The following is a 23,390-nucleotide window of genomic DNA, read 5'->3' on the forward strand; positions in this document are numbered from 1 at the left end:
TATCTACAGAAATTATGTTTATTTTTGTAATATACTGCAAATTGGTGACTAATAAAAGATATGGTTATTTTCTTATTATCTGGTAAAATATAAGAGTACAAAGTTTCTTGTGGAGGAATGATAATGAATGATAATTTGAGAATTTTAGATGTTGAAATAAACAATCTAAAGGAAACTTTATATCTATTAATGAAAACTAGTAGTCTTACGGATGAAATTGTTGTAAAGTGCAGTGAAAAGTTGGACAGGCTAATTCTACAATACCAAAAGGAAAATAAATTTAGTTAATTTATTTTAACTGAATTTTATTTTTTTCTATTTGTTTTTCTTTTCAAATTTATTCTTTTCAATATACTTAAAATCATTACATTTCATTTGAATTTTAAGGTATAGATATTTAAACCATATATGTAAAATTAAAATAGAATAATGCTTAAAATAAATTCTAAAAATAACATTGAACTTAAATTTTCATTTTACCAAAAGTTAAATTAGGGAGGTAACTTAAATGGACGTTAGTGTAATAGGTGTCCCTATCTTTTTTGGTTCTGACAGAAAAGGTACAGAATACGGCCCTGGAAAATTGAGGCAAAAAAAATTAATATACATTTTAAATAAAAGTGGTCATACAATTTATGATACGGGAGATATCCCCGTTTTAGATATACCTGAGAGCGAAAAATACACATATAATTCTCATATGAAATATTTAAAACCTATACTAAATGCAAACAAAAATCTAGCTCATCAGGTTTACAGTTCACTATGTGCCCATAGTTTTCCTTTAACTATAGGCGGTGATCATTCTATAGGACTTGGAAGTCTTTCAGGTACAAGCAAATATAACAAAAATATTGGAGTTGTATGGTTAGATGCTCATGGCGATATAAATACAGACAAGACTTCTCCATCAGGTAATGTGCATGGAATGCCCCTTTCAGCTGCTATGGGCTTTGGATATGATAAGCTTTCTGATCTTTATTATAAAGGTCCTAAAGTAAAACCGCAAAATGTATTTATACTAGGTGCTAGGTCATTAGATAAAGGAGAACTGGATTTTTTAAAAGAACAAAATATAAACATATACTCAACTCGTGATATACATTCAATGAGCATAAAAAATGTAATGGAGGAGATTGGTTCAAAACTAAAAAGAAACGGCATACAATCTCTTCATTTTAGTTTCGACATAGATGTTTTAAATCCTCAATTAGTTCCTGGAACAGGCACTCCAGTAAAAAAAGGCATAAACATTATAGAAGTTAAGTATATATTGAAATATTTAATGGAAACTGGTCTAGTAAAGTCCATGGATATAGTAGAATTAAATCCTAAGTTAGATGAAAATGATAAAACTTCTGATTTATGTATAGATTTGCTTTCCTGGACTTTTCAGCATTTAAAATAAGAAAGGGACATTGCCCTTCCTTATTTTAAAGTAAATCTAAAAATTCATTTATAAATTTGTCTGCTTCTTTTAGCTTTTCCTCATTAGGTACAAATTTGAACCTAAAACCACTGGCTACCTTAAATTTCAGTGACTTTAATCTTTCTGTTAACATAGGCACACCTTCACCGCTCCATCCATAAGAACCAAATGCACCAGCTGCCTTTCCTCTATTTGTTATAGCACATACAAGTGAAAGCATATCCCATGCAGGTTTCACTGCATCCTGATTTATAGTAGGTGATCCCACTAATATACCTGAAGCTCCTTCAATGAGAGAAATAGCCTCTTCCATAGGAATAGAAGTTATTTCATGTGCTTCTGCCTTTATTCCTCTTGAATTAATTACATTTTCTATATATCTGGCAACTTTTTCTGTATTTCCATAAGCTGATATATAAAATATTTGAACATTTTTTTCTTTAGATTCTGTAAGAGCCCACTTTCTATAGGATTCAATAGATTTCTTTATATCATCTATATGAACAGGTCCATGACTTGGGCCTACCATATCAAAATCTAAATTTTTAATTTTATCAAGTCCCATAAGTACAAATTTTTTAAATGGTCCCATTATTACATCAAAGTAATATTTCATCTCATGATCATAATCAGCTGAATTATCAGTAATTGAACCTTTAGGGCAATAGTGACATCCTAGAAAATCACAAGTAAATAATACTTTTCTATTTTGTATATAAGTAAACATCGTATCAGGCCAGTGTAAATTTGGTGACTTTATAAATTGCAAATTAATCTTTCCAAGACTCAATTCATTTGGAGCTTCCATGCTCTTAAATTCTTTATTTGTTATATCCTTTAAATACATCAATGCTGCTTTAGTACCTACTACAACAGCTTCAGGATATAAGTCAATGAGTTTTGCAAGTGATCCACTATGATCAAGTTCTGTATGTTGTACTATTATGTAGTCAATATTTCTTTTGCCTATTATACCTTTTATATTTGATATATATTTTTCAAAAAAAACACCTTTATCCTTTACAGTATCTATTACTGCTACTTTTTCATCATCAATTAAATAAGAATTATAAGTACTTCCTTCTTTAGTATTCATTATTATGTCAAAGATTTTTAGTTCAGGATCTTTTACACCAATCCAATAAATATTTTCTTTTAATTTTACATTTTCCATAGTCATTCACCATCCTATTTTTTTAATATGAATACATTTATATTTTATCTAACTATTGATATTCTATCACATAATTTTAAAAATGTAAAACTAAATATTTGGTAATAATAATTATTAATATAATTTTAACTTATATATATTGTTGTATTGACGAAATTAAAATTATAACTAAACATTCTTAATAAGTTTAGACTTTTTACCTGAATAAAATATATATTCCATATGAAGTGCCCTTGTAAGAACTACATATAATATCTTTCTATCAAGCTCATTTTCACCATAATTTTCTTCGCTGCAATTGTAAATTACACTACAGTCAAACTCCAATCCTTTTGTCATATAAGATGGAATTATTATGTTTTCAAAACTTAAATTATTGTCATTTTCCCTTACCAAACTCCAACTATAAGAACTGTACTTTTTTAAATACTCTCTGATTTTCTTACACTGATCATAGGTCTTACCTATAACAGCTATGCTTTTTTTGCCCACACTGTAAACTTCCTCTACAATCCTATCTAAAGCATCACCAAATTCTCTATTGTTTTTAAATTCTATTACTTGTGGTACTTTGCCATGTCTAAGCACTGGTACTGCAGGTTTTAGATTGTTTTTCTGAAGCTTAAGAACCTTATTTGCAAATTTTATTATTTCCATTGTAGAACGATAACTGTGTTCAAGTTGAGTATATTTTGCATTAGAATCAAATACATCTTCTATTAAATTTTTCCAACTAGTTATTCCTTTATAATAGTATATACCCTGTCCTAAATCTCCAACTATAGTCATGGAATCATTTATGCTAATTTCCTTTAAAATGATCATCTGAAAAGCACTATAATCCTGCGCCTCATCCACTACAATGTGCTTATATTTAAATTTTTTAGAAACTCCTTCTATTTTAAATTTTAAGTAGCAAAGAGGAGCCAAATCATCACTATCTATTACTTTTTTTTCTCTATTTTCCTTTACTTCCTGTCTTATATTATTCCATATGTTGTTTGAAATATTTCCCTTTATAATTCTATCAAATACTTCTTTGTCATTTAAAAATTCTTCATAGAGGTTTTCTGTATCAATCTCACTCCATCTATTAAAATAACATTCAAAAGCCTGTATTGCCCTATTTTTAGTATCTTTCTTCTTTTTATCTCTCTCATTATATACACCCGTGAGTGTCCTTCTCCTATCTGGACCATCCTCCATGCTTTTCTTTAGTCTTGCAATCATATATTCATAATAAAAATCTATTTTGTCCATTATTTTATTTATCTTATCATCTATCTTCAGCAGAAAATACCTCTTTATCTCATGCTTCCTATTATTTATAGGCAAATGTTTCATATCACTTGAATACAATCTACATATTTCTTCTTTGTTAAACAGGATATAATTATCTATCTTTATATCATCAATATTTACATCTCTTTCTTCTATATATTCTATATACCTATCAATTAAATTTTTATATAAAATGCTTCCTCTAACGCGACTGGATTCAAGTGTGTTTTCTACACCACTGTATTTTTTATTTTCTATTATACTGGACAGCTTTTTATCTTTGGTATATACTTTGCTTTTTAAATTCAACATCTGGCAGCACATTTTTTCAAAGGTTACCTGCTTGACTTTTTCTATGCCTAAATTTGGAAGTACATCTGAAATATAATTTAAAAACAATTTATTAGGGGCTACAACTACAATATCTTCCCCTTGAATTTTACCTTTATATCTATAAAGTAGGTAGGCAAGCCTATGAAGTGCTACTGTGGTTTTTCCAGAACCTGCAGATCCTTGAACTACAAGTGAAATATTTTTTTCAGTTCTTATTATATTGTTTTGCTCCTTTTGTATGGTAGCAACTACATCTTTAAGTTTGCTATTTGCACTTTGTTCCAAATTTATTTTTAAAAATTCATCTACTAAGACATTTTCACTTTCATCCGCAGATTGAAGTATTATTTCATTTATTCCCTCATCAAAAGCATCCTTTAATTTTCCATCTTCAATCAAGAATTTTCTCTTTAAATTAAGTTCTCCATTTATTATGCCTTGAGGAGATCTATAAAAGGTTTCTCCTGAAACCCCACTATAATAAAGATCTGCTAAAGGAGCCCTCCAGTCAATTACCTTTTCATCCCCTTTTTCCATATCTCCAAGTCCAAATTTTCCTATATAGAAAGTCTCTTCTTCCCCTTTGTATTCTCTAAAATCTACTCTTCCAAAATAAGGTTTATTCTTACTTTCCATATATTTTTCAAGATTCTTATGAGTTATATTATATAACTTTTCTTTTGTTTCCAGTTCTTCGTTATATTTACCTCTGGATTGTTTTCTAAGTCCATCTATAATTATTTTTAACTTTTCATCTTCCGAATTTACGTTTTTAATCTGAGTATCTATCCAATTCAAGGTTTCTTCTAAATGTTCCTTTTCATTTTTCATATCTATAACATTTATAGCCATATCTCTTCCCTCCCATATACTATAGAAGTCTATAGTTTTTACAATAAATATACAAGTACAAAAATAAATTTTATATTTAATAACACCATATGTCAAGATAAGAAGACCTTACTCATGTCTCATCCAAAAACTTCCTTTATTGATTGTTTAAGCAAATAACTGTATAATTTAAATATACTTACTTAGAGGAGGTAATACATTTGGCCGTAAGAGAAATATTGAAGTTTGGTGATAAATTACTTAGAAAAGTCAGCAGAAAAGTCAAAAACATAGATGAAGAAACTTTAGGTATTGTACAAGATTTGAAGGATACTTTATATGCTAGTTCTGGAGTTGGATTATCTGCTCCACAGATAGGGATTCTTAAGAGAATAATATTTATTGATTTGGGAAAAGAAAATACCGATCCTGTAGTCTTAATAAACCCTAAAATAGTAAAAAAAATGGGTAGAAATGAAGGCCCAGAAGGCTGCCTAAGTTATAATGGTCATGAGGGCATTGTAGTTAGACCTAAAAAAGTAATTGTAGTAGGTGAAGATATAAATGGAAATGAGGTTAGATACAATGCAGAAGGACTATTTGCCAGGGCTTTTTGTCATGAAATAGATCATTTAGATGGTGTTTTATATACAGATAAGGCAAAGAAAGTATACAAAGTAGATGAGTTCTAATTGCACTAATTACATCAGCAAAAAATCTAAATTCTTTTGAAACTCGTACCATTTGCTCCTAAAGGTCCCCAAATCCCTGAAGTAAATTCGAGATTTATATTACAGGCAGCATTTAAATCTTTAAACTCCTTAGAAACATTATAAACAACTAATTTCATATATTTTTCCTCCTTAATTAAGGTAATAAAGAATCCTTATGACTATATGCTATAGCATTCTTTAACAAGTTGTTAAACACCAACGTAAATCTTCATATTAGGAGGCAGATTTATATCAAATTTTAAGTTTTTATCACGAAGCATAGAATATATTTCTTCAGTCAACTGTTCTAAGAAAAAATCTGCATCTAATAAACTTTTATTTAAAGGAATTTCCTGAAGATTAAATCGAGTAAATACATAAGTACGCAGATTTTTCTGTGTTGTTATAAAAAGCATACCATTTAATTTGAAGAATATGCAATTATTAGAAGAGCCTTAATAGAATACCGATTTTTTCAACGCTCAAATGATTGTAGTATTTACTTGATAAAAGAATAATTACACTTTTACTCGGTAAAAATAATCTATGAGGTGATAAAACATGTCTCATATAAAACAAGAAATTAATAAAAATGGAAACATGCAAAATGGAAAAGAGATAAATTTAGGAGCTTCAGATATAGTAAATGGTGCTGGACCTCAATATACTATTAAAGAAGTTGAAATGGAGTCACAAATTGAAGAGGTATTAGAAGAAAGCAAAAAACACAGCTAACAACTGTGTTTTTTGCTGGTTTTTGCTTGAATAATTGCCCCCCCTTTGATGTCACCTTTTCGCATATGCAAATCACCTCCAAAAACACTGCAAAAAACAGAAAAAAGCTAAAATATAATAATTCCATCTAAGATTAAACCTTTATAATATATAGTGCTATCTTCCTTTGCATCTTCTCCATACTCCTTGTATCGTCTAAACTGAGCTTTAACTCTTGCCATAACTTCCAGAGGATTAAGAGTTTTAGTAATATAGTCATCTGCACCATAAGTAAGACCTATTATTTTATCTTGATCTGCTGTTTTAGCAATGAGCATTATTATAGGATATTTGTATTTTGTGCGTATATTTTTACAAATATTAAGCCCACTTGTATCTGGCAGCATTAAATCCAAAATAACTAAGTCTGGTTCTCTATTTTCAAGAATTTCAAAAGCTTCTTTACCATTTTCTGCTTTCCATGCTTCAAAAGATTCACCTTTTAAATATATCTCGAATATCTTCATCATCTTCCACAATCAAAATTTTCTCCATTTAATTCCTCCATGGCATTCTATATTTAAAGGTATTTTACAGAAACCCCTTTACTTCCAAATCTTTCTCCTATAAAAGGTAATTTGGCTTTTTGATATATAAGTACCTCATCATCTTTTATTTCCAGACCTTTTTCTATAAATACATTTATTTCTTTATAACTATAACTGTTAAATATCTTTTCATTTACTTTAAAATCTTTTATAAATTCTACAGTTATTTCTCTTACATCCATAGAGAAACATCCTCCTGGTGCAGAAATAGTCCTTACTACAAAATCCCCTTCTTTTTCCCTTGCATAACTTAGGGCTTTATCTTCAATAGTTATATTCACAGTACCGACCCCTTTTTAAATATATTTATTCGTGAAATAAATATATCTCTTTATCATTTTCAATATCAAATATTACATACCCCTCTTTTTTCTCCAATACCGAATCATTTAAAAGTCTTTCTATATTTATAAAAAACTTTTCTATATGATATTTTTTTGATACCTCTATAAATCCATCCTCAATTTTAGCTTTTATAGTTTTTTCTTCTTCCTTATTTCTTTCTCTCATTAAAAAATCTGGGAGCCATTTTTTCTTATTAAATTTCAAGTAATCATACTTTATTATCTCTTCTAATTCAATATTTTTTTCATTTAAACACTCATTTTCAAATTCTATAAATACCTTATAGTAATCTGAGGAAGATATATTTTTATTTAAATATCCTTTATTATAAAAAAACTTTCCAAGTTCATAGTAAAAATCAAAAGCTGTTTTAAATTTAGGTACAAAATAATTTAGTATATTTTTAAATTTACCAGAATTATAGTATTTATCAAAGACCTCCTCTATTCTCTTCAATATAACAATTTCATCATAGCTTATACTATCTGTCTTTAATATCTCATAAGGAGCATAGGGTGAATACACCATTCCCCATTTTGAGACTTCTTCTATCATAGATGAGCCTTTCAATAACTTTAAAAATCCAAGTTGAAGAGCCTCTGGTTTTATAGAATATACATCATTAAAAGATTTTTTAAAGGACTCAAAATCTTCTCCAGGAAGTCCTGCTATTAAATCAAGATGCTGATTGATGTTGTGATACTTTTGAACCTTCTTCACCCTGTCATATATATAATTAAATTTAACATATCTATTTATATTATTTAACACAGTATCATTTGTAGTTTGTACCCCTACTTCAAGTTGAATTCTTCCTTTAGGGGCTGTATTAAGAAGTTTTATTTCTTCATCTTTTAAAACATCTGCAGAAATCTCAAAGTGAAATGTAACATCTGTATCTGCATTTATTACAAATTTCCAAATTTCCATAGCAAATTCATAATTACAATTAAAAGTCCTATCTACAAATTTTATTAGCTTTATGTCCTTGTCCATTAAAAATTTAAGTTCTTTTTTTACTCTCTCTATATTCAAAAACCTTACTTCAAAACTCGCAGAAGAAAGGCAGTATTTACATTTAAAGGGACATCCTCTGCTAGCTTCATAATACACAATTTTATTTTTCAAATTATCTTCTTTTGTATAGGGAAATACTATCTTGTTCATATCCATTGGTTCTCTTTGTTCATTTAGAATTACATTTTCATTTTGTTTGAAGCAAAGACCCTTTATATCTCTCAATTCTAGAAAAAACTCTTTATTATTAACTTTTCCTGAAGTATCAAAATATTTTTTCCTGAGTTTTACAAATTGATAGTAGGTTTCTTCTCCTTCACCTACTATTACATACTCCCCTGGCACACTTTTCAAAAAGCTATCACTATCATAAGACACCTCAGGTCCCCCATACAAAATTTCCACTTTAGGATTTATAAGTTTAATGAGTACCGCTAAAGATTTTATGTATTCTATATTCCATATGTAACAGGAGAAAGCCACTACATCTGGTTTCTCCCCTATAATTTCCTCTAATACTTTTTCCCTTCTATCATTTATAGTAAATTCCTTTATAGTACAATTATAATTGAGTTTTTGTGTATAAGCCTTTAAATACCTCACTGCTAAATTGCTGTGAATAAATTTTGAATTAAGTGCTGCTAATAGTACCTTCATATTATGAGTCTCCCGTCCTTTTTTAGTTGTCCTAGCTTTTACAAACCAAGTTCTTCTTTTCAGCCTTTATATAATAAAGTCCGTCAGAATTTCTACATTCTAAAATTTTAAAATAATTATCTAGTAGTCGTAGGGTACTTTCCTTAGAATTATCTTTTAAAATGTTAAAATCCCTTATTTTTATTTTTCTCAGTTTTCCTTCAGGTATTAATATCTTTATATCTGCATTAAAAATCTTTCCATACCCTTTATCAATATCCCATATATGGATAGTCCCATTTTTTGCTAAATGGTTGTATATATCTTTTATAAAATTTTTCTTTTTAAATTTTACCCATAATTTATTAAAGGAAAATAATAATATACAATTATCATAATAATCTTCTTTTATATTTTTGCCTTCTTCTTTCCCACTTACATATTCCACATTTACATTATCATTAAATTCCTTATATATATTATAAATTATACCTTGATTGTCCATGCCTATATCCAAAAGATTTCCTTTGAATATTTCCTTTTCCATATTTATAAATATATCCTTACTCAATTTAATCACTATCCTTTACCAACATATATAAACAGAGTTAAATCCTTATTATATATGTTCTGTAAAAGTAGGAAAAAAACCTCCATTTTATGGAAAAATATTAAAGTTTTTTTAGCTCCCTATAGTATTTAATCATAAAACCTGCTGTGGTTCTCTCAGCTTCTTTTATAATGGTTGCAGCTACTTTAGAATATCTTTCATCTCTAGATTGTATATTTATATTCTTCATATATACGCTATTGGCCATTATTGCATTGTTTTTTACAAAATCCTCCACTTTGTCATATACTATAGCACCTTCTTCAGCTACAAAAGAATAATCTGTCATAAGCCTTCCTATTATCCATAGCTCAAATCTTCTATGGCTGTTCAAAAGTTTGTTATTTACGTGATGAGGGACTGTTACATCTTGAATAAGGTGGCAGGATGCACCAAAATAAAATAGAGCTCTTTCCACTTCTTTATTCTTTAGAAATTGTATTGATTTATCATAATATTTCTCACATTCTGTAAGTGCATCCGAAAATCCATATAACCCTTTTCCTTTACTCACATGGTAAAAATGATTTGAACTCTTAAAGTCCTGATCTGCCCATGTAACTCCTGCATTTAACCTTTTAACATGTTTTCTAAAAAACTCATACTCTTCCATATAATTATCATTTTTTAATATTTCAATAGCACGTATGATTATAAATTTGTGAACAGTACAATTAGTTTTCATAATTTTTTTCTTAAGTGGGTTAACTGCGAAAAATATTTTTCTTACAGCACTTCCATAGGTTTTTTCAATTTCTTGTTTCATCTAACTACAATCTCCTCTTTAATTTAAATATACACTTAAATCAACGTCCTTGAACTTTTAAAATTAATATTATTCCAAGTACTGTTGTCATAAGTATGTATGGATAAATATTTTTATTTATTTCTGAAACTTTCTTAATCTTACCTCTTTTTATACTATATAAATAACCTTCTTTACCGTCAAGTAATAATAAAGATTTATCATATATTTTTATACTTGAAATTTTAGTTCTTTCACTAAATTTAACTTTTTCCTCCGGTAAGCCTGTTCCTCGAAAGCTATATACTATATTATCAATATTATCATAAAAAAATATACAATTTCTATCGTTTAAGTCACCTTTTGAATCCACTGCAAGAGTTCCAATACTACTTACTGTTTTATGCTGATATATAGGAGCTTGTGGATTTGTCGTAGGGTGATTGTCCAGTATAAATTGCAGTGGAGAATTCTTCACACTTTTAAACTTAGGTGAAGTAACTGGATCTCCCCCACTATAATCTGGCCATCCATACCACCTTCCCTTTTTTACTTCATATATATAATCTGTATCCCCAATAACAGGTCTGCTTCCTCTATCTTCCATCCCCCCTACAGCACATATTAATTTGCTGCTGTCTGTAAAACCCATTCCTGTAACATTCCTTATTCCCCAAGCAAAAGTATCACTTGTCCCGCTTTCCAAATTATATATTATAATACAAGCATTTCCTGGGAAATGTGCTGGAACTATTTGACCTTTTATGCTTTTAGTATTATAGCTTTGAAAAGCACCTGTCTTACTCTTTCCAAAATTTATTCCCCTAAGAGTTATATTCTCTGGGCTCATATCATGGGCATAAAGATTGCCATTTACCCACTTATTATCATCTCCTACTACACCTGAATTAGTAGCAGAACCTATGGAAATATATAAGCATGCATTGCTTACTTTTACTAAACTGTCCTTATAATCACCATAATTAGGCAATCCCTTTATTAAAATTGTATTTTTACCTTCATTCATATTATAGCAATATATATTATCTCCTGAAGAATAATATATATTGCCCTTATAATAGTCCATGCTGTGAATATTCAAATTTGAATTCTTCAATATGTCATAACTTTTCCCGTTATCTTTTATAATCTGTATCCTATTACTATATGCTATGTAATAATTTTGTTTTTCGTCTTTTGTAAAGTCAACTGCACCTTTTAATCTGGAATACTTTAAATCATAACTTAGAGTATTGTCCTTCATTTGAACTTCAACTTTATAATGAGTTTTAGAAAAATAATTTACAATTACAAAAGTTAATACAAATACAACTGTAATTGTAAATAAAATTTTTATAATTTTTTTCATATACACTACTCTCCTCAAAATTATAGATCCTAGAATATATATATTAAAAAAGAACCCTGCATATGAATAACTAAATGCAGAGTTCTTTTAATTTTAATATATGGCTTATGAATTTTTAGCTTATTTTTTATCTGTAAGCTGTATATGTATTTTTTCTACATATGCTAGCACATTAAATACATCTCTAATTTTATTATCTTCCATACGGTTAGCATACTTTTCATAGTATTCCACTGCATGTTTTTCCCTTTTACATGCCATTTCAAGCAATTTATCATTACCTGCGTATTTAGAGTAATCTAATTTTTTGAGATTAGGTTCAGAAGTAAATCCCCCTATTTTCTTGTGCACTGAAGCATGCATATACTCTATTCTGGAAAGCGCTTTAAACATATCTTTTATTTTTGAATCCTCAGCTAATTTTGAAGCTTCTTTATAAAAATCTCCATTAAATACTTCCAGCTTAAATGCATTATTCACTATTTTTAAATGCCATTCATCCAAATTGTGCCCTAAAGTGTTGATTTTATGTTCATCTTCAACTAAATATTTTACAGGAGCTCCACAAAAAGGGCAGAACATTATGTTTCCTGAAGTGTTTTTTCTAAGAAAAGCCTCCTTATTGAAAAAATAATTTTTATCATCTATAGCCATACCACAGATGCTACAAATTAATTTGTTCATCAAAAACAATCCTTTCTATCATAAATTTTCCGATAACTTTACAATTTAAGTTTAGTATATCACAAAATGCCTAATAGAAACTTTTATGAGTAAAAAGAATATACTTCAAATCCTTATCATAATTATTAATATTAATTCTAATTTTAATTACGGGAGTTTTTATGAAAAGAGACAGGTTTTTAAAAAATTCACTTATTTTAATTTGTTCAAATTTAATTACTTCTATATTTGCATTTATATTTCCCATAATATTATCTAGAGAACTCGGGGCTGAAGGAATAGGTCTCTATGGACTAATAATGCCTATATACGATTTGTTCATATGCCTTATATCGGGAGGTATGGTAGCAGCCATTTCCAAAATAGCTGCCGTATATTTTAGCAAAGATGATTTTAATAACTTAAATAATTCCATAGATGCATCTCTAACTTTTAATTCACTCTTTGCTTTACTTATAGTCTGTACCGTCTTTATAAATGCTCCTTACATAGGTACTAAAATAGTAGATGACACTAGATCGGTACATGCCCTGCAGGTTATGTGCCCAGCTATGTTTTTTATAGGATTATCCTCTATACTAAAAGGTTATTTTTATGGGATATCTCAGGTTAAAATACCTGCAATTATAGATATATCAGAAAAATTTCTTAGAATTGTAATAATAATTAGTATAATTACTGTATTTTCCTTGAAAGATGTTGGTTCCACCGTTACTGCAGCTTATACAACCCTTGCCATAGGAGAGTTTATAAGTTTCATCTTACTTTACATAATGTATAAAACTAGAAGGAGAAAATTTAGATCTAGTTCTTCAAATCCCGAGGAAAAACTTCAACTTTTATTCAATATACTGGTACTATCTTTTCCCCTTTGTTTAAATGGATTTTTATCTACTGCACTTGGTGCTGTCTCTACACTTATAACTCCAAGAAGGCTTGTAGCATCTGGTATAGAATACAACTTAGCCCTAGCTATGATAGGTAAATTTGACGGCATGGCTTTAAATATAATATTTTTCCCAATTACAATTATAAATTCCATATCAATGGTTCTCATTCCAGATTTATCAGAAAAGATGAGCCGTAGGAATTACTGGTCTATAGAAAAAAGGATTCATCAAATTATAAAAATATCTTTATTTTTAGGTATCTGTACCATGGTAATTTGCCTTTTCACTGGAGATTACTTAGGACAATTATTTTATAACAGAAATGACCTGGGAAATTATATAAAATTTGCTTCACTAGCTGCTCCTGTTACCTTTGTCTCCTTTTCTACTTTTGGTATTTTAAATGGCATTGGCAAACAAAATATACTATTAAAAAACTCTTTGATTTCTGCCATTTTAGAAGTCATATTAATATACATACTTGCAGGCATATCATGGATAAATATATATAGTACCGCAATAAGTTTAATAATAACTTCATCTACCACTTTAATTTTAAATATAAGAGAAATAAAAAGAAGCAGCAGAAGCTGCTGTCATATTCTATAATCAATTCACAATTTTGGTACATTTTCTGTGGTAACAGAAAATCATCCTTAATTGTGAATTGTACATCATTCATTGTAAATTGATTTAGCGTTTATTATATTTAAAACTGTTTCATTAAATTTGCCATTTCTATAGCTGACATAGCTCCATCATATCCTTTATTTCCACCTTTAGTTCCTGCTCTTTCTACAGCTTGCTCTATATTATCTGTGGTAAGAACACTAAATATTACTGGCATACCGCTTTCAAGGGAAACACTTGCTACTCCCTTTGACACTTCATTTGATACATAATCAAAATGAGGTGTTTGTCCTCTTATTACTGCTCCCAGACAAATAACTGCATCATACTTTTTAGAAAAAGCCATTTTCTTTGAAACCATTGGTATTTCAAAGGCTCCTGGAACCCAGGCTACCTCAATGTCTTCTTCTTGTGCTCCATGTCTTTTTAAACAATCTAAAGCACCCTCTAACAATTTCGTGCCTATAAATTCATTAAATCTTGCAATTACAATTCCAAATTTTAAACCTTCTGCAACTAATTTTCCTTCATACATCTTCATAAATAATCCTCTTTTCTATTTTTATTTATATAATTTTAATAAATGTCCCATCTTTTCTCGTTTAGTTTTCATATACCTCTTACTTTCCTGTGAACAATCTACTTCAATAGGTACTCTCTCTACTATTTCCAATCCATAATCTGAAAGTCCCTCAATTTTCTTTGGATTATTCGTAAGAAGTTTTATTTTTTTAATACCTATATCTTCAAGTATTTGTGCTCCTATCCCATAATCACGCATGTCTGCTGGAAATCCCAATGCTAAATTTGCCTCTACTGTGTCCATTCCATTTTCTTGAAGCTTATAAGCTTTTATCTTATTTAAAATTCCTATGCCTCTTCCTTCTTGACTCATATATAAAAGTACACCTTTGCCTTCTTTTTCTATCTGTTTAAGTGCAGATTGAAGCTGCTGTCCACAATCGCACCTAAGTGAGTGAAAAACATCTCCCGTAAGGCACTCTGAATGTACTCTTACAAGGACAGGTTCTTTTTCAAAATTATCTCCCTTTACAAGACACACATGCTCATCACCATTTAATATATTTTTATAACCTATAATTTTAAATTTTCCAAATCTAGTTGGAAGATTAGCAGAAGCCACTCTTTTAACTAATTTCTCTGTTTTTTTTCTATAGGCTATTAAGTCCACTATGGTAACAATTTTTAAATTATGTTCTTTAGCAAACTCCATCAAGTCATCTCTTCTTGCCATAGTTCCATCATCTTTTATTATTTCACATATTGCTGCTGCACCTTTAAATCCTGCAAGCTTAGCTAGATCAACTGAAGCTTCCGTATGACCAGTTCTGTCAAACACTCCATTTTCCTTAGCTATAAGCGGAAATATGTGTCCTGGTCTTCTGAAGTCATCTTTAGAATTTGAAGCAGCTATCATATTTATGGTATGTGCCCTTTCAAAAGCTGATATTCCCGTTGTAGTATCTTTATAGTCAACAGTTACAGTAAATGCTGTTTCATGATTGTCTGTATTGTGCTGAACCATAGGATTTAATCCAAGCTTTACTGCTATTCCTTCTTCAATTGGTGCACACAAGAGACCTTTTGCATATTTGATCATAAAATTAATATTTTCTCCAGTTGCCTTTTCTGCAGGTATAACTAAATCACCTTCATTTTCTCTTCCTTCATCATCTACAATTATGATCATTTTCCCTTGTTTAAGATCTTTTATTGCATCTTCTATAGTATCAAATTTAAAATTCATGATTTTTATCTCCCTTCAAAAATAAACGTTTAGGCATCTAAAAGAAAATGCCTTATTGCATCAATGAATCTTACTTAGTGGGAAAAGCAGATATTCCAAATCTTTGATTTGCTGATAGCCGCTTTCTCTTTAAAGTTTTGTTTCTCCCACTAAGTTTAGATGAATTATCTAGGGGCGTAGCTACTGTTATGCACAGCATAAGAACTCTAAATCGCTGAAGCTCAAGAGTTCTAATATCTCTCACTTTGATAGAAGTGGGAGGTTACAGTAGGTAGCCATCAGATAAAGCCATATTCCTTTAGTTTTAAAGCATCTATACTGCCGCTTTTTTCTGGCTCTTTTTTTGGATTCAAAACCATTTTTTCTACATATTTTCCTATTAAATCACACTCTATATTTACTAAATCTCCTATTTTTTTATAATCTAAAATAGTTTCCATCTTAGTATGGGGTATAAGAGACACACTGAAACAATTTTTATTTAATTCTGCTACAGTAAGGCTCACACCATCTATAGTCACGGAACCTTTTCGTACTATATATCTAAGTAAATCATAAGACGCTTCTATGTCTATCCAGGTTGAGATGTCCTCTTCTCTCACATCTACAATTTTTCCAGTACCATCTATATGTCCACTTACTATATGTCCACCTAATCTGTCTCCAAGCCTTAGGGCCCTTTCCAGGTTAACTTTGCTTCCTATTTTTAAATCTTTTAAACTGCTCATTCTCAAAGTTTCAGCCATAATATCTACAGTAAAAGAATTCTTTTTTAAATCAACTACAGTAACACAAGTTCCATTTACAGCAATGCTATCTCCCAGTTTAACTCCATCTAGTAAATTTCCTACTTTTATGGACACTTTTGAAGAGTTTCTTCCCCTTGATATTTTTAATATTTCTCCTATTTCTTCTACTAGACCAGTAAACAAGTTTATCCCTTCTTTCTAATTTTCAGCATTTATTACATAGGCTTGTATCATAATGTCCTCTCCCACATTTTCTGCACATATATCTTTTAATTTTATACTGTCTGAGAGGTTTCCAATTCCATATCCTTCAACTGAAGTTTTAGCATTCTTACCTCCAAGTATTTTAGGTGCAATAAAATAAATAACTTTATTTACAATTCCAGACTTCAGTGCAGAAAAATTAAGTTCTGAGCCTCCCTCAACAAGTACACTATCTATACCCATTTCTCCAAGTTTTTTAGTTAAATATTTTAAATCTACCCTTCCTTCTTTATTTTCTGTACAGACAACTATATTTACTCCCATAGCTTTTAAAGACTCTGCCTTGACCTTATCAAACTTTTCTGTACATGCTATTATTATTTCTCTTTCACGAGAAGTTTTGAAAATTTGAGATTCAACAGGCACTCTCAGCTTTGAGTCTACAATTACAGCCTTAGGACTTTTACACTTTTCTTCAAGCCTTGTAGTTAAAAGAGGATCATCTAAAATCACAGTACCTACTCCAACCATAATTGCCATAACTCTATTTCGCATCTTGTGAACTTTTAACCTTGATTTTTCACCTGTTATCCACTTAGATTCACCACTAACTGTAGCTATTTTTCCATCTAAAGTAACTCCAGATTTTAAAATTACAAAAGGTAACTTTGACTTTATATAACTCATAAATATCTCATTTATTTTTACAGCTTCTCTTTCCATAACCCCGGTAACCACTTCTATGTTTTCATCTCTTAAAATTTTTACACCTCTCCCTGATACAAGAGGATTTGGATCTACACTTCCTATTACTACCTTTTTTATTCCAGCTTCTACTATAGCTTTTGCACAAGGTGGAGTTTTTCCATAATGTGAACAAGGTTCTAACGTTACATACAGATCTGCACCTTGTGCATTATCTCCTGCTTCTCTAAGTGCATATACTTCTGCATGAGCCCCTCCAAAGAACCTATGATAACCTTTCCCTATTATCTTTCCATTTTTAACTATCACAGCTCCCACAAGGGGATTTGGATTCACAAATCCTTTTCCCAATAAAGCTAGTTTTAAAGCTTCTTTCATATACTTTTCATCTGTATTTTCTTTTTCCATAAGATTCACTTCCATAATTAAATTATATATTTATTTACTTTTTTATAAAAATATTACATTATGTACTTATAGTAATCCTAATTTTCTTGAAATTTTGCATATAAAAATTCCCTGAAATAACCTTCAGGGAATAAAATTACAAAACATATAAAAACATAGCCTAAACTATATCTTTACTTTCTTTTATCCAGACTTTACTGTCGGTACTGGAATCAAACCAGTTCATGCTATAAAAGCTCGCGGACTATACCGCCGATCGGGAATTTCACCCTGCCCCGAAAGTTTAACTTTATTAAGTTTTATTATGTTTTCAATATATACCTATTTTTTTCTATTGTCAATGGTAATCTCCCAATTTTTTATGTTTTTTTGTATTAATATCCCTAGTCTCCTAAATCAATTCCATGATATTTCTTTTTTGCCTTCATATCTTTTAACATATTAAGTACTTCTGGATTTATATTTTCCACTTTATCATAACTAGAATTTATTCTTCTTATTTTAAATTTCTTAACTTGCTCTAGCATAATATCTGCCTGATTTGAAAGTTCTTGACTTGCCGCTGCACTCTCTTCAGATGTAGCAGAATTTTCTTGAATCACCTGAGATACTTCCATTATTCCACTGCTAATCTGTTCTGCACCAGTAGCCTGCTCTTTAGAAGCTACTGCTATGCTTTCCACAAAATCTGCTACCTTTGTAACTCCTTCTACAATCTCACCAAGAGCTTCAGCTGTTTCATTTGCAATCTTAGTACCTTTATCCACCTTTTTAATAGAATCTTCTATTAGTGCAGTAGTTTCTTTTGCAGCATCCCGTGACTTTGCAGCTAAATTTCTTACTTCCTCAGCAACTACCGCAAATCCTTTTCCATACCTACCTGCCCTCGCAGCTTCAACAGCAGCGTTTAAAGCCAGAATATTTGTCTGAAAGGCAATATCATCTATGGCCTTTATAACTTTAGATATATTCCCCGAAGCTGCATTTATATCATCCATACTTTTAAGCATTTCATCCATATGTGAATTTCCCTTAACTGCATTATCTTTCACATGTTCAGTCAATTCATTTGCCTTAACTGCATTATTTGCATTAAGCCTTATTTGTGAAGAAATCTCTTCTACAGAAGCCGTTAATTCCTCCACAGAACTTGCTTGTTCCGTAGATCCTTCTGAAAGAGCTATACCTGAATCTGATACTTGTTTAGCACCGACAGCCACCTGATTTGCCGCAGCTTGAATATTTGTTACAACTTCATTTAAATTGTCATTCATCTTTTTAGATGCCTTTGCAAGTATTCCTATTTCGTCTTTTCCACTAATATCTATATTTACATTTAGATCTCCATTTGAAACTTTATCTGTAGAAAGCATAAGCTCTCTAATTGGTCTTATTATGGATAGTGAAATAATTGTTCCTAGTAATGCAGCAGCAATCACTCCTATAACTATAAAAATTATAATTAGTTTTCCGGTTGCACTGGCTGTTTTATCATTGTTCTGTGAAAAGCTTTCTGCAAGATTTTCTTTTAAACTTATAACCGTTTTCAAATTATTTGCCACATCACTCTGTGCTGCATTAAGCTTGCTGTGAATTAGACTTACTGCACCTTTGTTATCACCTTTTTTTACCGCATCAATAATTTCATTAGCTATTTCCATATACTTTGCTTTAGAAGATTTAAGATTTCCAGTTGCCTGTTTCCCGGAATCAGTTAAAAGTGTCTTTGAAAATTCATCTAATTGACTATCAAAATCCAAGCTAGATGAATTCACCTTATTTATATATTGATTCATATCCGATTGATTATCTGCTAAAATAGCATCTCTTAAATGTGCTCTTATATCTCCATAAGATGAATTAAGTCCAGTCAACTCTCCGAGTGGCACTGTCATATTTTTATATAATTGAGTGTCTAAATCATTGATTTTATTCATATTGATTAATCCGAATATCCCAATTATACACATTACAAGTACAATTAACGCAAATCCTACAAATAGTCTTATACCTATTTTTAAATTGTTAAATAATTTCACACCCATCCACTCCTTTTATATTAAATATTACTTAAGCTATCTGTATCTCCATGGTTTAACAGTTTATCGCAATCTAAAAGCAATTTTACATTATCTTGAACTTTCCCTATGCCTTTTATAAATTTATTTCTAATTTTGCTAATTTCTGGAGGATCTACAATTTCGCAATCAGGTATATCTATTACCTCGGAGACACCATCTACAATAAGTCCTACATAAATGTCCTCAATCTGAATTACAATAATGCATGTTCTATCATTATATTCTATTGCCTCCTTTTTAAATCTTAACCTAATATCCATTACTGGTATTATTTTGCCTCTTAAATTTATAATTCCCTTTATATATTCTGGTAGTTCAGGTATTTCACTTATTGGTTGAATTCCTATTATTTCAATAACGTATTTAATTTCTATACCATAAAACTCTTTTTCAAGAGTAAAAGTAAGATATTTATTCTTTTGAGTATCTTCTTCTTCAACTAAGCTATCATCTACTACAATTTCTGACATATTTATATTCTCCTTTCACTGCGCACTTTTATTTACCAAGCATATTTACAAGTTCACCTATATCAAGTATTAAACTAATACTCCCATCTCCAAGGAGGGTACACCCTGAAAGTCCATCTATATTTTTTACTTTTTTTATATAGTTAGGCAAACACTTTACTACAACCTGCTGTTGTCCAGCTAATTCATCTGCAAATATGCACAATCCCATATTGTCTTTTTCTACCATGACAATTATTCCATCTTCTAAATTTTTAACGTCAGTTTTTATATTGTATAATTTGTGTATACGGATAAGAGGATAACATTTACCCCTCACCATTATCATTTCGCCGCTGTCCATATTAGAAATCACATTGTTTTTTTCCACACTAAAAAGCTCTTTTATAGACGTAATAGGAATAGTATAATAGGAATTTCCTACCCTTATATTCATACCATCTATAATTGCAAGGGTTCGAGGTATTTTCATCGTTATGGTAGACCCACTATTTTCCAAACTATCTATTGAAACTGATCCACATACATTTTGAATATTTTTAACTACTACATCCATACCAACCCCTCTGCCACTAAATTCTGTAACATTTTCATTAGTGGAAAACCCTGGAATAAAAATTAAATTATAGATTTCCTGGTCGCTCATTTCTTCTGGATTTTTCTTAAGTATCCCATTTGAAATAGCTTTTTCTAATATGCTCTTCCTATCTAATCCTCTGCCATCGTCTTTTACAATTACAACAACATCATTTCCTTCATTTTTTGCTTCTAAGGTAACAGTTCCATTTTCACTTTTTCCAAGACACTTTCTATCTTCTATTGATTCTATTCCGTGATCAATGGAATTTCGCACCAAATGCATAAGGGGATCTGATATGTGTTCAATTATATTTTTATCTACCTCAGTATCCTCTCCAATTAATTTTAAATGAACTTGCTTATTTAACTTTTTACTCATATCATGTACTATACGATTCATTTTGTGAAATACTATAGATATAGGTACCATCCTTACAGACATTATCACATCCTGAAGCTCACTTGTAATTTTATGAAGCTGTCTTGAAGATTTTTCAAAATTATTCAGTTTCATCCCCTTTAAATCAGAATTTTGAGTAACCATAGCTTCGGCAATAACCATTTCCTCTACTAGATACATTAGCTTATCTAGCTTGTCCACTTTTACATTTATAAAATCTTGTATAATTGATTTATCTTTCGTATTTTCATCACATACGTTTATGCCTTGATTGGATTTAGTAGACTGCTGAAGCTGTTCAGCATCTTCTAGCTGTTCAAGTTTAAAGGTTTTTAAGAAAACTGCCTGGTTTAAAATTTCACAAAGTTCATCATAAGATTTATAGGATTTTATAAATATTTTAAAACCGCTTTCATGTATTGTTTTACAAGTATCATCATTTTCCATTATATCTTTAGGTATATAGTTAATCTCTTCTGAAAACTCTCTCAAAGTTTCCACTACAGTATAAGCCCTCAAGTTTTCCATTTCACAGTCGTCTTCAAAAAATATAAGTGCCTCATATCTATTAGTCAATTTGATTTCTTCATTTCTATTTTCTGTACTAATGTTCTCCTTAGGTTTTTGATTTTGTAACTCCATAAGAAAATTTTTATTGTACTCTATTATAGAATCACAGTTGCCATCCACTTTATTCCCATTTTTTATTTTTTCAAGTTCCACTTTTATAAAATCCACACATTTTAAAATCAAGTCTGATAAACTTTCGTAATCTACATCTTTAGGTTTCTCTTCTCTGAGAAAATAAAACAAATCTTCTATAGAATGAGCCAACTTTGAAATATACTCATAGGACATCATAGCGGATGATCCTTTTATTGTATGCATAATGCGAAATATCTCATTGATAGTTTCTTCCGAATAGCAATTTCCACTTTCATTTTCCAATATCAATGTTTCAAGTTGATCAATAAGCTGGGATGTCTCAAATATATAGGATTCAAGTATGACATCATCTGAGCTTTTATCTGACACAATTTACCACCCCTAGTTTCAATATTTAAACTGATAATACTTTATTAAGTGCTTTAACCAATTGATCCTCCTTAAAAGGTTTAACAATAAATGACCTAGCACCACTAACTATTGCTCTTTTAACCATAGCTTCTTGTCCCATTGCAGTTATCATAACAACCTTAGCTTTATTATCATATTCTCTGATTTTTTTAAGTGCCTCAATTCCATCCATATCAGGCATCGTAATATCCATTGTTACAATATCAGGATTATATTGCTTATATTTAGTAATTGCCGAAACTCCATTTTTAGCTTCTCCAATAACCTCAAATCCATTTTTAGACAGCATAGTTTTTAGAGATATCCTCATAAAAGATGCATCATCAACAATAAGTACTTTTGACATAAATTTTTCCCCCTTATAATCAAATTTTAAAATCAATTTAATTATTAACTATATTTTTCTATATTATCTCCATTTGTTTATAAATTCTACATCTATGTCTATTTTCATTTATTTTTTGTTTTTTTATTATAAAAAATATAAATATATTAAAATTTGCATTATTGTCATGTAATTCACCTTATATAGCAATGCATAAAGTTACATTCTTAAATAGAAATGCATAAAAAAATTAGCAAGTTATGTAATAAACATTACTTGCTAATTTAGTAAATAATCTGGCTATTTAATTGAAAGTTCCTTAAGCCATAATAATTACTGAAGAAGCCTTAACAAGTGCTGTAACTTCAGAACCAACTTTAATTCCTAAATTTTTAATGGATTCCATTGTAATAATTGAGCATATAGTTGTTCCATTTCCTAAGTCTACTATAACCTCACCATTTACAGCTCCTTCTTTAATTTCAGAAACTTTTCCTTTTAACTGATTTCTTGCACTGATTTTCATATTAAATTACCTTCTTTTTAATATATTTTATAGTGTTTTTACCTCAATAAAATAAAAACCACAAGATAGTTGTAGTTTACCCCTATCTT

24 protein-coding genes, 1 pseudogene and 1 riboswitch are annotated in these 23,390 nt (G+C 29.9%); of the genes and pseudogenes, 6 read left to right on the top strand and 19 right to left on the bottom strand.

Features of this window, described 5'->3' with window-relative positions:
• Positions 1-123: 123 nt before the first annotated feature.
• Together CLJU_RS21640 and rocF are read left to right on the top strand one after the other, a co-directional pair.
• A complete protein-coding gene (locus CLJU_RS21640; protein ID WP_023161755.1) occupies positions 124-288 on the top strand; it encodes an aspartyl-phosphate phosphatase Spo0E family protein in 165 nt (54 codons plus the stop codon).
• A 220-nt stretch (positions 289-508) separates the two neighbouring features.
• Complete coding sequence (gene rocF, locus CLJU_RS10765; protein ID WP_013238843.1) at positions 509-1,408, top strand: arginase; 900 nt, start codon at positions 509-511, stop codon at positions 1,406-1,408.
• A gap of 25 nt (positions 1,409-1,433) precedes the next feature.
• On the opposite strand, the gene CLJU_RS10770 is transcribed toward rocF, so the two are convergent.
• Together CLJU_RS10770 and helD are read right to left on the bottom strand one after the other, a co-directional pair.
• Positions 1,434-2,603, bottom strand: coding sequence for an FprA family A-type flavoprotein (locus CLJU_RS10770; RefSeq protein WP_041705109.1), 1,170 nt, complete (start codon positions 2,601-2,603; stop codon positions 1,434-1,436).
• A 168-nt stretch (positions 2,604-2,771) separates the two neighbouring features.
• Positions 2,772-5,069 (bottom strand): RNA polymerase recycling motor HelD, encoded by a 2,298-nt coding sequence (gene helD / locus CLJU_RS10775; RefSeq protein ID WP_013238845.1) that lies wholly within the window; start codon positions 5,067-5,069, stop codon positions 2,772-2,774.
• A gap of 200 nt (positions 5,070-5,269) precedes the next feature.
• Between helD and def the strand changes: the two genes are divergently transcribed.
• Positions 5,270-5,740, top strand: coding sequence for a peptide deformylase (gene def / locus CLJU_RS10780; RefSeq protein WP_013238846.1), 471 nt, complete (start codon positions 5,270-5,272; stop codon positions 5,738-5,740).
• A 26-nt stretch (positions 5,741-5,766) separates the two neighbouring features.
• On the opposite strand, the gene CLJU_RS23160 is transcribed toward def, so the two are convergent.
• Positions 5,767-5,898, bottom strand: a complete 132-nt coding sequence (locus tag CLJU_RS23160; RefSeq protein WP_278244724.1) for a hypothetical protein — start codon at positions 5,896-5,898, stop codon at positions 5,767-5,769.
• 300 nt (positions 5,899-6,198) lie between these two features.
• Here CLJU_RS23160 and CLJU_RS22230 point away from each other — a divergent pair.
• Both CLJU_RS22230 and CLJU_RS22600 read left to right on the top strand, forming a co-directional pair.
• Positions 6,199-6,279, top strand: a pseudogene (locus tag CLJU_RS22230) (DUF2087 domain-containing protein); the annotation flags it as partial.
• A 43-nt stretch (positions 6,280-6,322) separates the two neighbouring features.
• On the top strand, positions 6,323-6,496 hold the full coding sequence (locus CLJU_RS22600; protein ID WP_013238847.1) for a hypothetical protein: 174 nt from the start codon (positions 6,323-6,325) through the stop codon (positions 6,494-6,496).
• A gap of 107 nt (positions 6,497-6,603) precedes the next feature.
• Here the strand turns inward: CLJU_RS22600 and CLJU_RS10785 are convergent, their stop codons facing one another.
• The 7 genes from CLJU_RS10785 to CLJU_RS10815 all read right to left on the bottom strand — a co-directional run bounded on the left by CLJU_RS10785 (position 6,604) and on the right by CLJU_RS10815 (position 12,489).
• A complete protein-coding gene (locus CLJU_RS10785; RefSeq protein WP_242825727.1) occupies positions 6,604-7,005 on the bottom strand; it encodes a response regulator in 402 nt (133 codons plus the stop codon).
• Positions 7,006-7,055: 50 nt separating this feature from the next.
• On the bottom strand, positions 7,056-7,364 hold the full coding sequence (locus CLJU_RS10790; RefSeq protein WP_013238849.1) for a hypothetical protein: 309 nt from the start codon (positions 7,362-7,364) through the stop codon (positions 7,056-7,058).
• 25 nt (positions 7,365-7,389) lie between these two features.
• Entirely contained in the window at positions 7,390-9,102 is a 1,713-nt protein-coding gene (locus CLJU_RS10795; protein ID WP_013238850.1) for a B12-binding domain-containing radical SAM protein, read from the bottom strand.
• Between the two features lie 31 nt (positions 9,103-9,133).
• Positions 9,134-9,661 (bottom strand): hypothetical protein, encoded by a 528-nt coding sequence (locus CLJU_RS10800; RefSeq protein ID WP_013238851.1) that lies wholly within the window; start codon positions 9,659-9,661, stop codon positions 9,134-9,136.
• Between the two features lie 91 nt (positions 9,662-9,752).
• Positions 9,753-10,457 carry a zinc dependent phospholipase C family protein gene (locus tag CLJU_RS10805; protein ID WP_013238852.1) on the bottom strand — a complete coding sequence of 235 codons (705 nt, stop codon included), beginning with the start codon at positions 10,455-10,457 and terminating at the stop codon, positions 9,753-9,755.
• Positions 10,458-10,497: 40 nt separating this feature from the next.
• Complete coding sequence (locus CLJU_RS10810) at positions 10,498-11,805, bottom strand: PQQ-dependent sugar dehydrogenase family protein (protein ID WP_013238853.1); 1,308 nt, start codon at positions 11,803-11,805, stop codon at positions 10,498-10,500.
• A gap of 120 nt (positions 11,806-11,925) precedes the next feature.
• Positions 11,926-12,489: a ferritin family protein gene (locus CLJU_RS10815; protein WP_013238854.1), complete on the bottom strand. Its 564-nt coding sequence runs from the start codon at positions 12,487-12,489 to the stop codon at positions 11,926-11,928.
• A 161-nt stretch (positions 12,490-12,650) separates the two neighbouring features.
• Here CLJU_RS10815 and spoVB point away from each other — a divergent pair, with 161 nt between their 5' ends.
• The gene (spoVB, locus tag CLJU_RS10820) at positions 12,651-13,988 is read left to right on the top strand and encodes a stage V sporulation protein B (protein WP_013238855.1); all 1,338 of its coding nucleotides are present in this window, start codon (positions 12,651-12,653) and stop codon (positions 13,986-13,988) included.
• Between the two features lie 100 nt (positions 13,989-14,088).
• On the opposite strand, the gene ribH is transcribed toward spoVB, so the two are convergent.
• The 9 genes from ribH to CLJU_RS10865 form a co-directional block, all read right to left on the bottom strand.
• Positions 14,089-14,550, bottom strand: coding sequence for a 6,7-dimethyl-8-ribityllumazine synthase (gene ribH / locus CLJU_RS10825; protein WP_013238856.1), 462 nt, complete (start codon positions 14,548-14,550; stop codon positions 14,089-14,091).
• Positions 14,551-14,571: 21 nt separating this feature from the next.
• On the bottom strand, positions 14,572-15,777 hold the full coding sequence (locus CLJU_RS10830; protein WP_013238857.1) for a bifunctional 3,4-dihydroxy-2-butanone-4-phosphate synthase/GTP cyclohydrolase II: 1,206 nt from the start codon (positions 15,775-15,777) through the stop codon (positions 14,572-14,574).
• Between the two features lie 278 nt (positions 15,778-16,055).
• Complete coding sequence (locus CLJU_RS10835) at positions 16,056-16,709, bottom strand: riboflavin synthase (protein WP_013238858.1); 654 nt, start codon at positions 16,707-16,709, stop codon at positions 16,056-16,058.
• Between the two features lie 15 nt (positions 16,710-16,724).
• The gene (ribD, locus tag CLJU_RS10840; RefSeq protein ID WP_013238859.1) at positions 16,725-17,843 is read right to left on the bottom strand and encodes a bifunctional diaminohydroxyphosphoribosylaminopyrimidine deaminase/5-amino-6-(5-phosphoribosylamino)uracil reductase RibD; all 1,119 of its coding nucleotides are present in this window, start codon (positions 17,841-17,843) and stop codon (positions 16,725-16,727) included.
• 171 nt (positions 17,844-18,014) lie between these two features.
• Positions 18,015-18,130: riboswitch (FMN riboswitch) on the bottom strand.
• A 96-nt stretch (positions 18,131-18,226) separates the two neighbouring features.
• Positions 18,227-19,882, bottom strand: coding sequence for a methyl-accepting chemotaxis protein (locus tag CLJU_RS10845; protein WP_013238860.1), 1,656 nt, complete (start codon positions 19,880-19,882; stop codon positions 18,227-18,229).
• A gap of 20 nt (positions 19,883-19,902) precedes the next feature.
• A complete protein-coding gene (locus CLJU_RS10850) occupies positions 19,903-20,394 on the bottom strand; it encodes a chemotaxis protein CheW (protein WP_013238861.1) in 492 nt (163 codons plus the stop codon).
• A gap of 28 nt (positions 20,395-20,422) precedes the next feature.
• Positions 20,423-22,408, bottom strand: a complete 1,986-nt coding sequence (locus CLJU_RS10855; protein WP_013238862.1) for a chemotaxis protein CheA — start codon at positions 22,406-22,408, stop codon at positions 20,423-20,425.
• Between the two features lie 25 nt (positions 22,409-22,433).
• On the bottom strand, positions 22,434-22,796 hold the full coding sequence (locus CLJU_RS10860; protein WP_013238863.1) for a response regulator: 363 nt from the start codon (positions 22,794-22,796) through the stop codon (positions 22,434-22,436).
• A 298-nt stretch (positions 22,797-23,094) separates the two neighbouring features.
• The gene (locus CLJU_RS10865) at positions 23,095-23,301 is read right to left on the bottom strand and encodes a TOBE domain-containing protein (protein ID WP_013238864.1); all 207 of its coding nucleotides are present in this window, start codon (positions 23,299-23,301) and stop codon (positions 23,095-23,097) included.
• Positions 23,302-23,390: the final 89 nt, after the last annotated feature.

Origin of the sequence: Clostridium ljungdahlii DSM 13528, assembly GCF_000143685.1 — a bacterium.
GTDB lineage: Bacteria > Bacillota > Clostridia > Clostridiales > Clostridiaceae > Clostridium_B > Clostridium_B ljungdahlii.

Bases quoted from the DNA above. Each gene is read 5' to 3' on its own strand.
- CLJU_RS21640 (WP_023161755.1), top strand. From the start codon at position 124: ATGAATGATAATTTGAGAATTTTAGATGTTGAAATAAACAATCTAAAG.
- rocF (WP_013238843.1), top strand. From the start codon at position 509: ATGGACGTTAGTGTAATAGGTGTCCCTATCTTTTTTGGTTCTGACAGA.
- CLJU_RS10770 (WP_041705109.1), bottom strand. From the start codon at position 2,603: ATGGAAAATGTAAAATTAAAAGAAAATATTTATTGGATTGGTGTAAAA.
- helD (WP_013238845.1), bottom strand. From the start codon at position 5,069: ATGGCTATAAATGTTATAGATATGAAAAATGAAAAGGAACATTTAGAA.
- CLJU_RS23160 (WP_278244724.1), bottom strand. From the start codon at position 5,898: ATGAAATTAGTTGTTTATAATGTTTCTAAGGAGTTTAAAGATTTAAAT.
- CLJU_RS22600 (WP_013238847.1), top strand. From the start codon at position 6,323: ATGTCTCATATAAAACAAGAAATTAATAAAAATGGAAACATGCAAAAT.
- CLJU_RS10785 (WP_242825727.1), bottom strand. From the start codon at position 7,005: ATGATGAAGATATTCGAGATATATTTAAAAGGTGAATCTTTTGAAGCA.
- CLJU_RS10795 (WP_013238850.1), bottom strand. From the start codon at position 9,102: ATGAAGGTACTATTAGCAGCACTTAATTCAAAATTTATTCACAGCAAT.
- CLJU_RS10805 (WP_013238852.1), bottom strand. From the start codon at position 10,457: ATGAAACAAGAAATTGAAAAAACCTATGGAAGTGCTGTAAGAAAAATA.
- CLJU_RS10810 (WP_013238853.1), bottom strand. From the start codon at position 11,805: ATGAAAAAAATTATAAAAATTTTATTTACAATTACAGTTGTATTTGTA.
- CLJU_RS10815 (WP_013238854.1), bottom strand. From the start codon at position 12,489: ATGAACAAATTAATTTGTAGCATCTGTGGTATGGCTATAGATGATAAA.
- spoVB (WP_013238855.1), top strand. From the start codon at position 12,651: ATGAAAAGAGACAGGTTTTTAAAAAATTCACTTATTTTAATTTGTTCA.
- ribH (WP_013238856.1), bottom strand. From the start codon at position 14,550: ATGAAGATGTATGAAGGAAAATTAGTTGCAGAAGGTTTAAAATTTGGA.
- CLJU_RS10830 (WP_013238857.1), bottom strand. From the start codon at position 15,777: ATGAATTTTAAATTTGATACTATAGAAGATGCAATAAAAGATCTTAAA.
- ribD (WP_013238859.1), bottom strand. From the start codon at position 17,843: ATGGAAAAAGAAAATACAGATGAAAAGTATATGAAAGAAGCTTTAAAA.
- CLJU_RS10850 (WP_013238861.1), bottom strand. From the start codon at position 20,394: ATGTCAGAAATTGTAGTAGATGATAGCTTAGTTGAAGAAGAAGATACT.
- CLJU_RS10860 (WP_013238863.1), bottom strand. From the start codon at position 22,796: ATGTCAAAAGTACTTATTGTTGATGATGCATCTTTTATGAGGATATCT.
- CLJU_RS10865 (WP_013238864.1), bottom strand. From the start codon at position 23,301: ATGAAAATCAGTGCAAGAAATCAGTTAAAAGGAAAAGTTTCTGAAATT.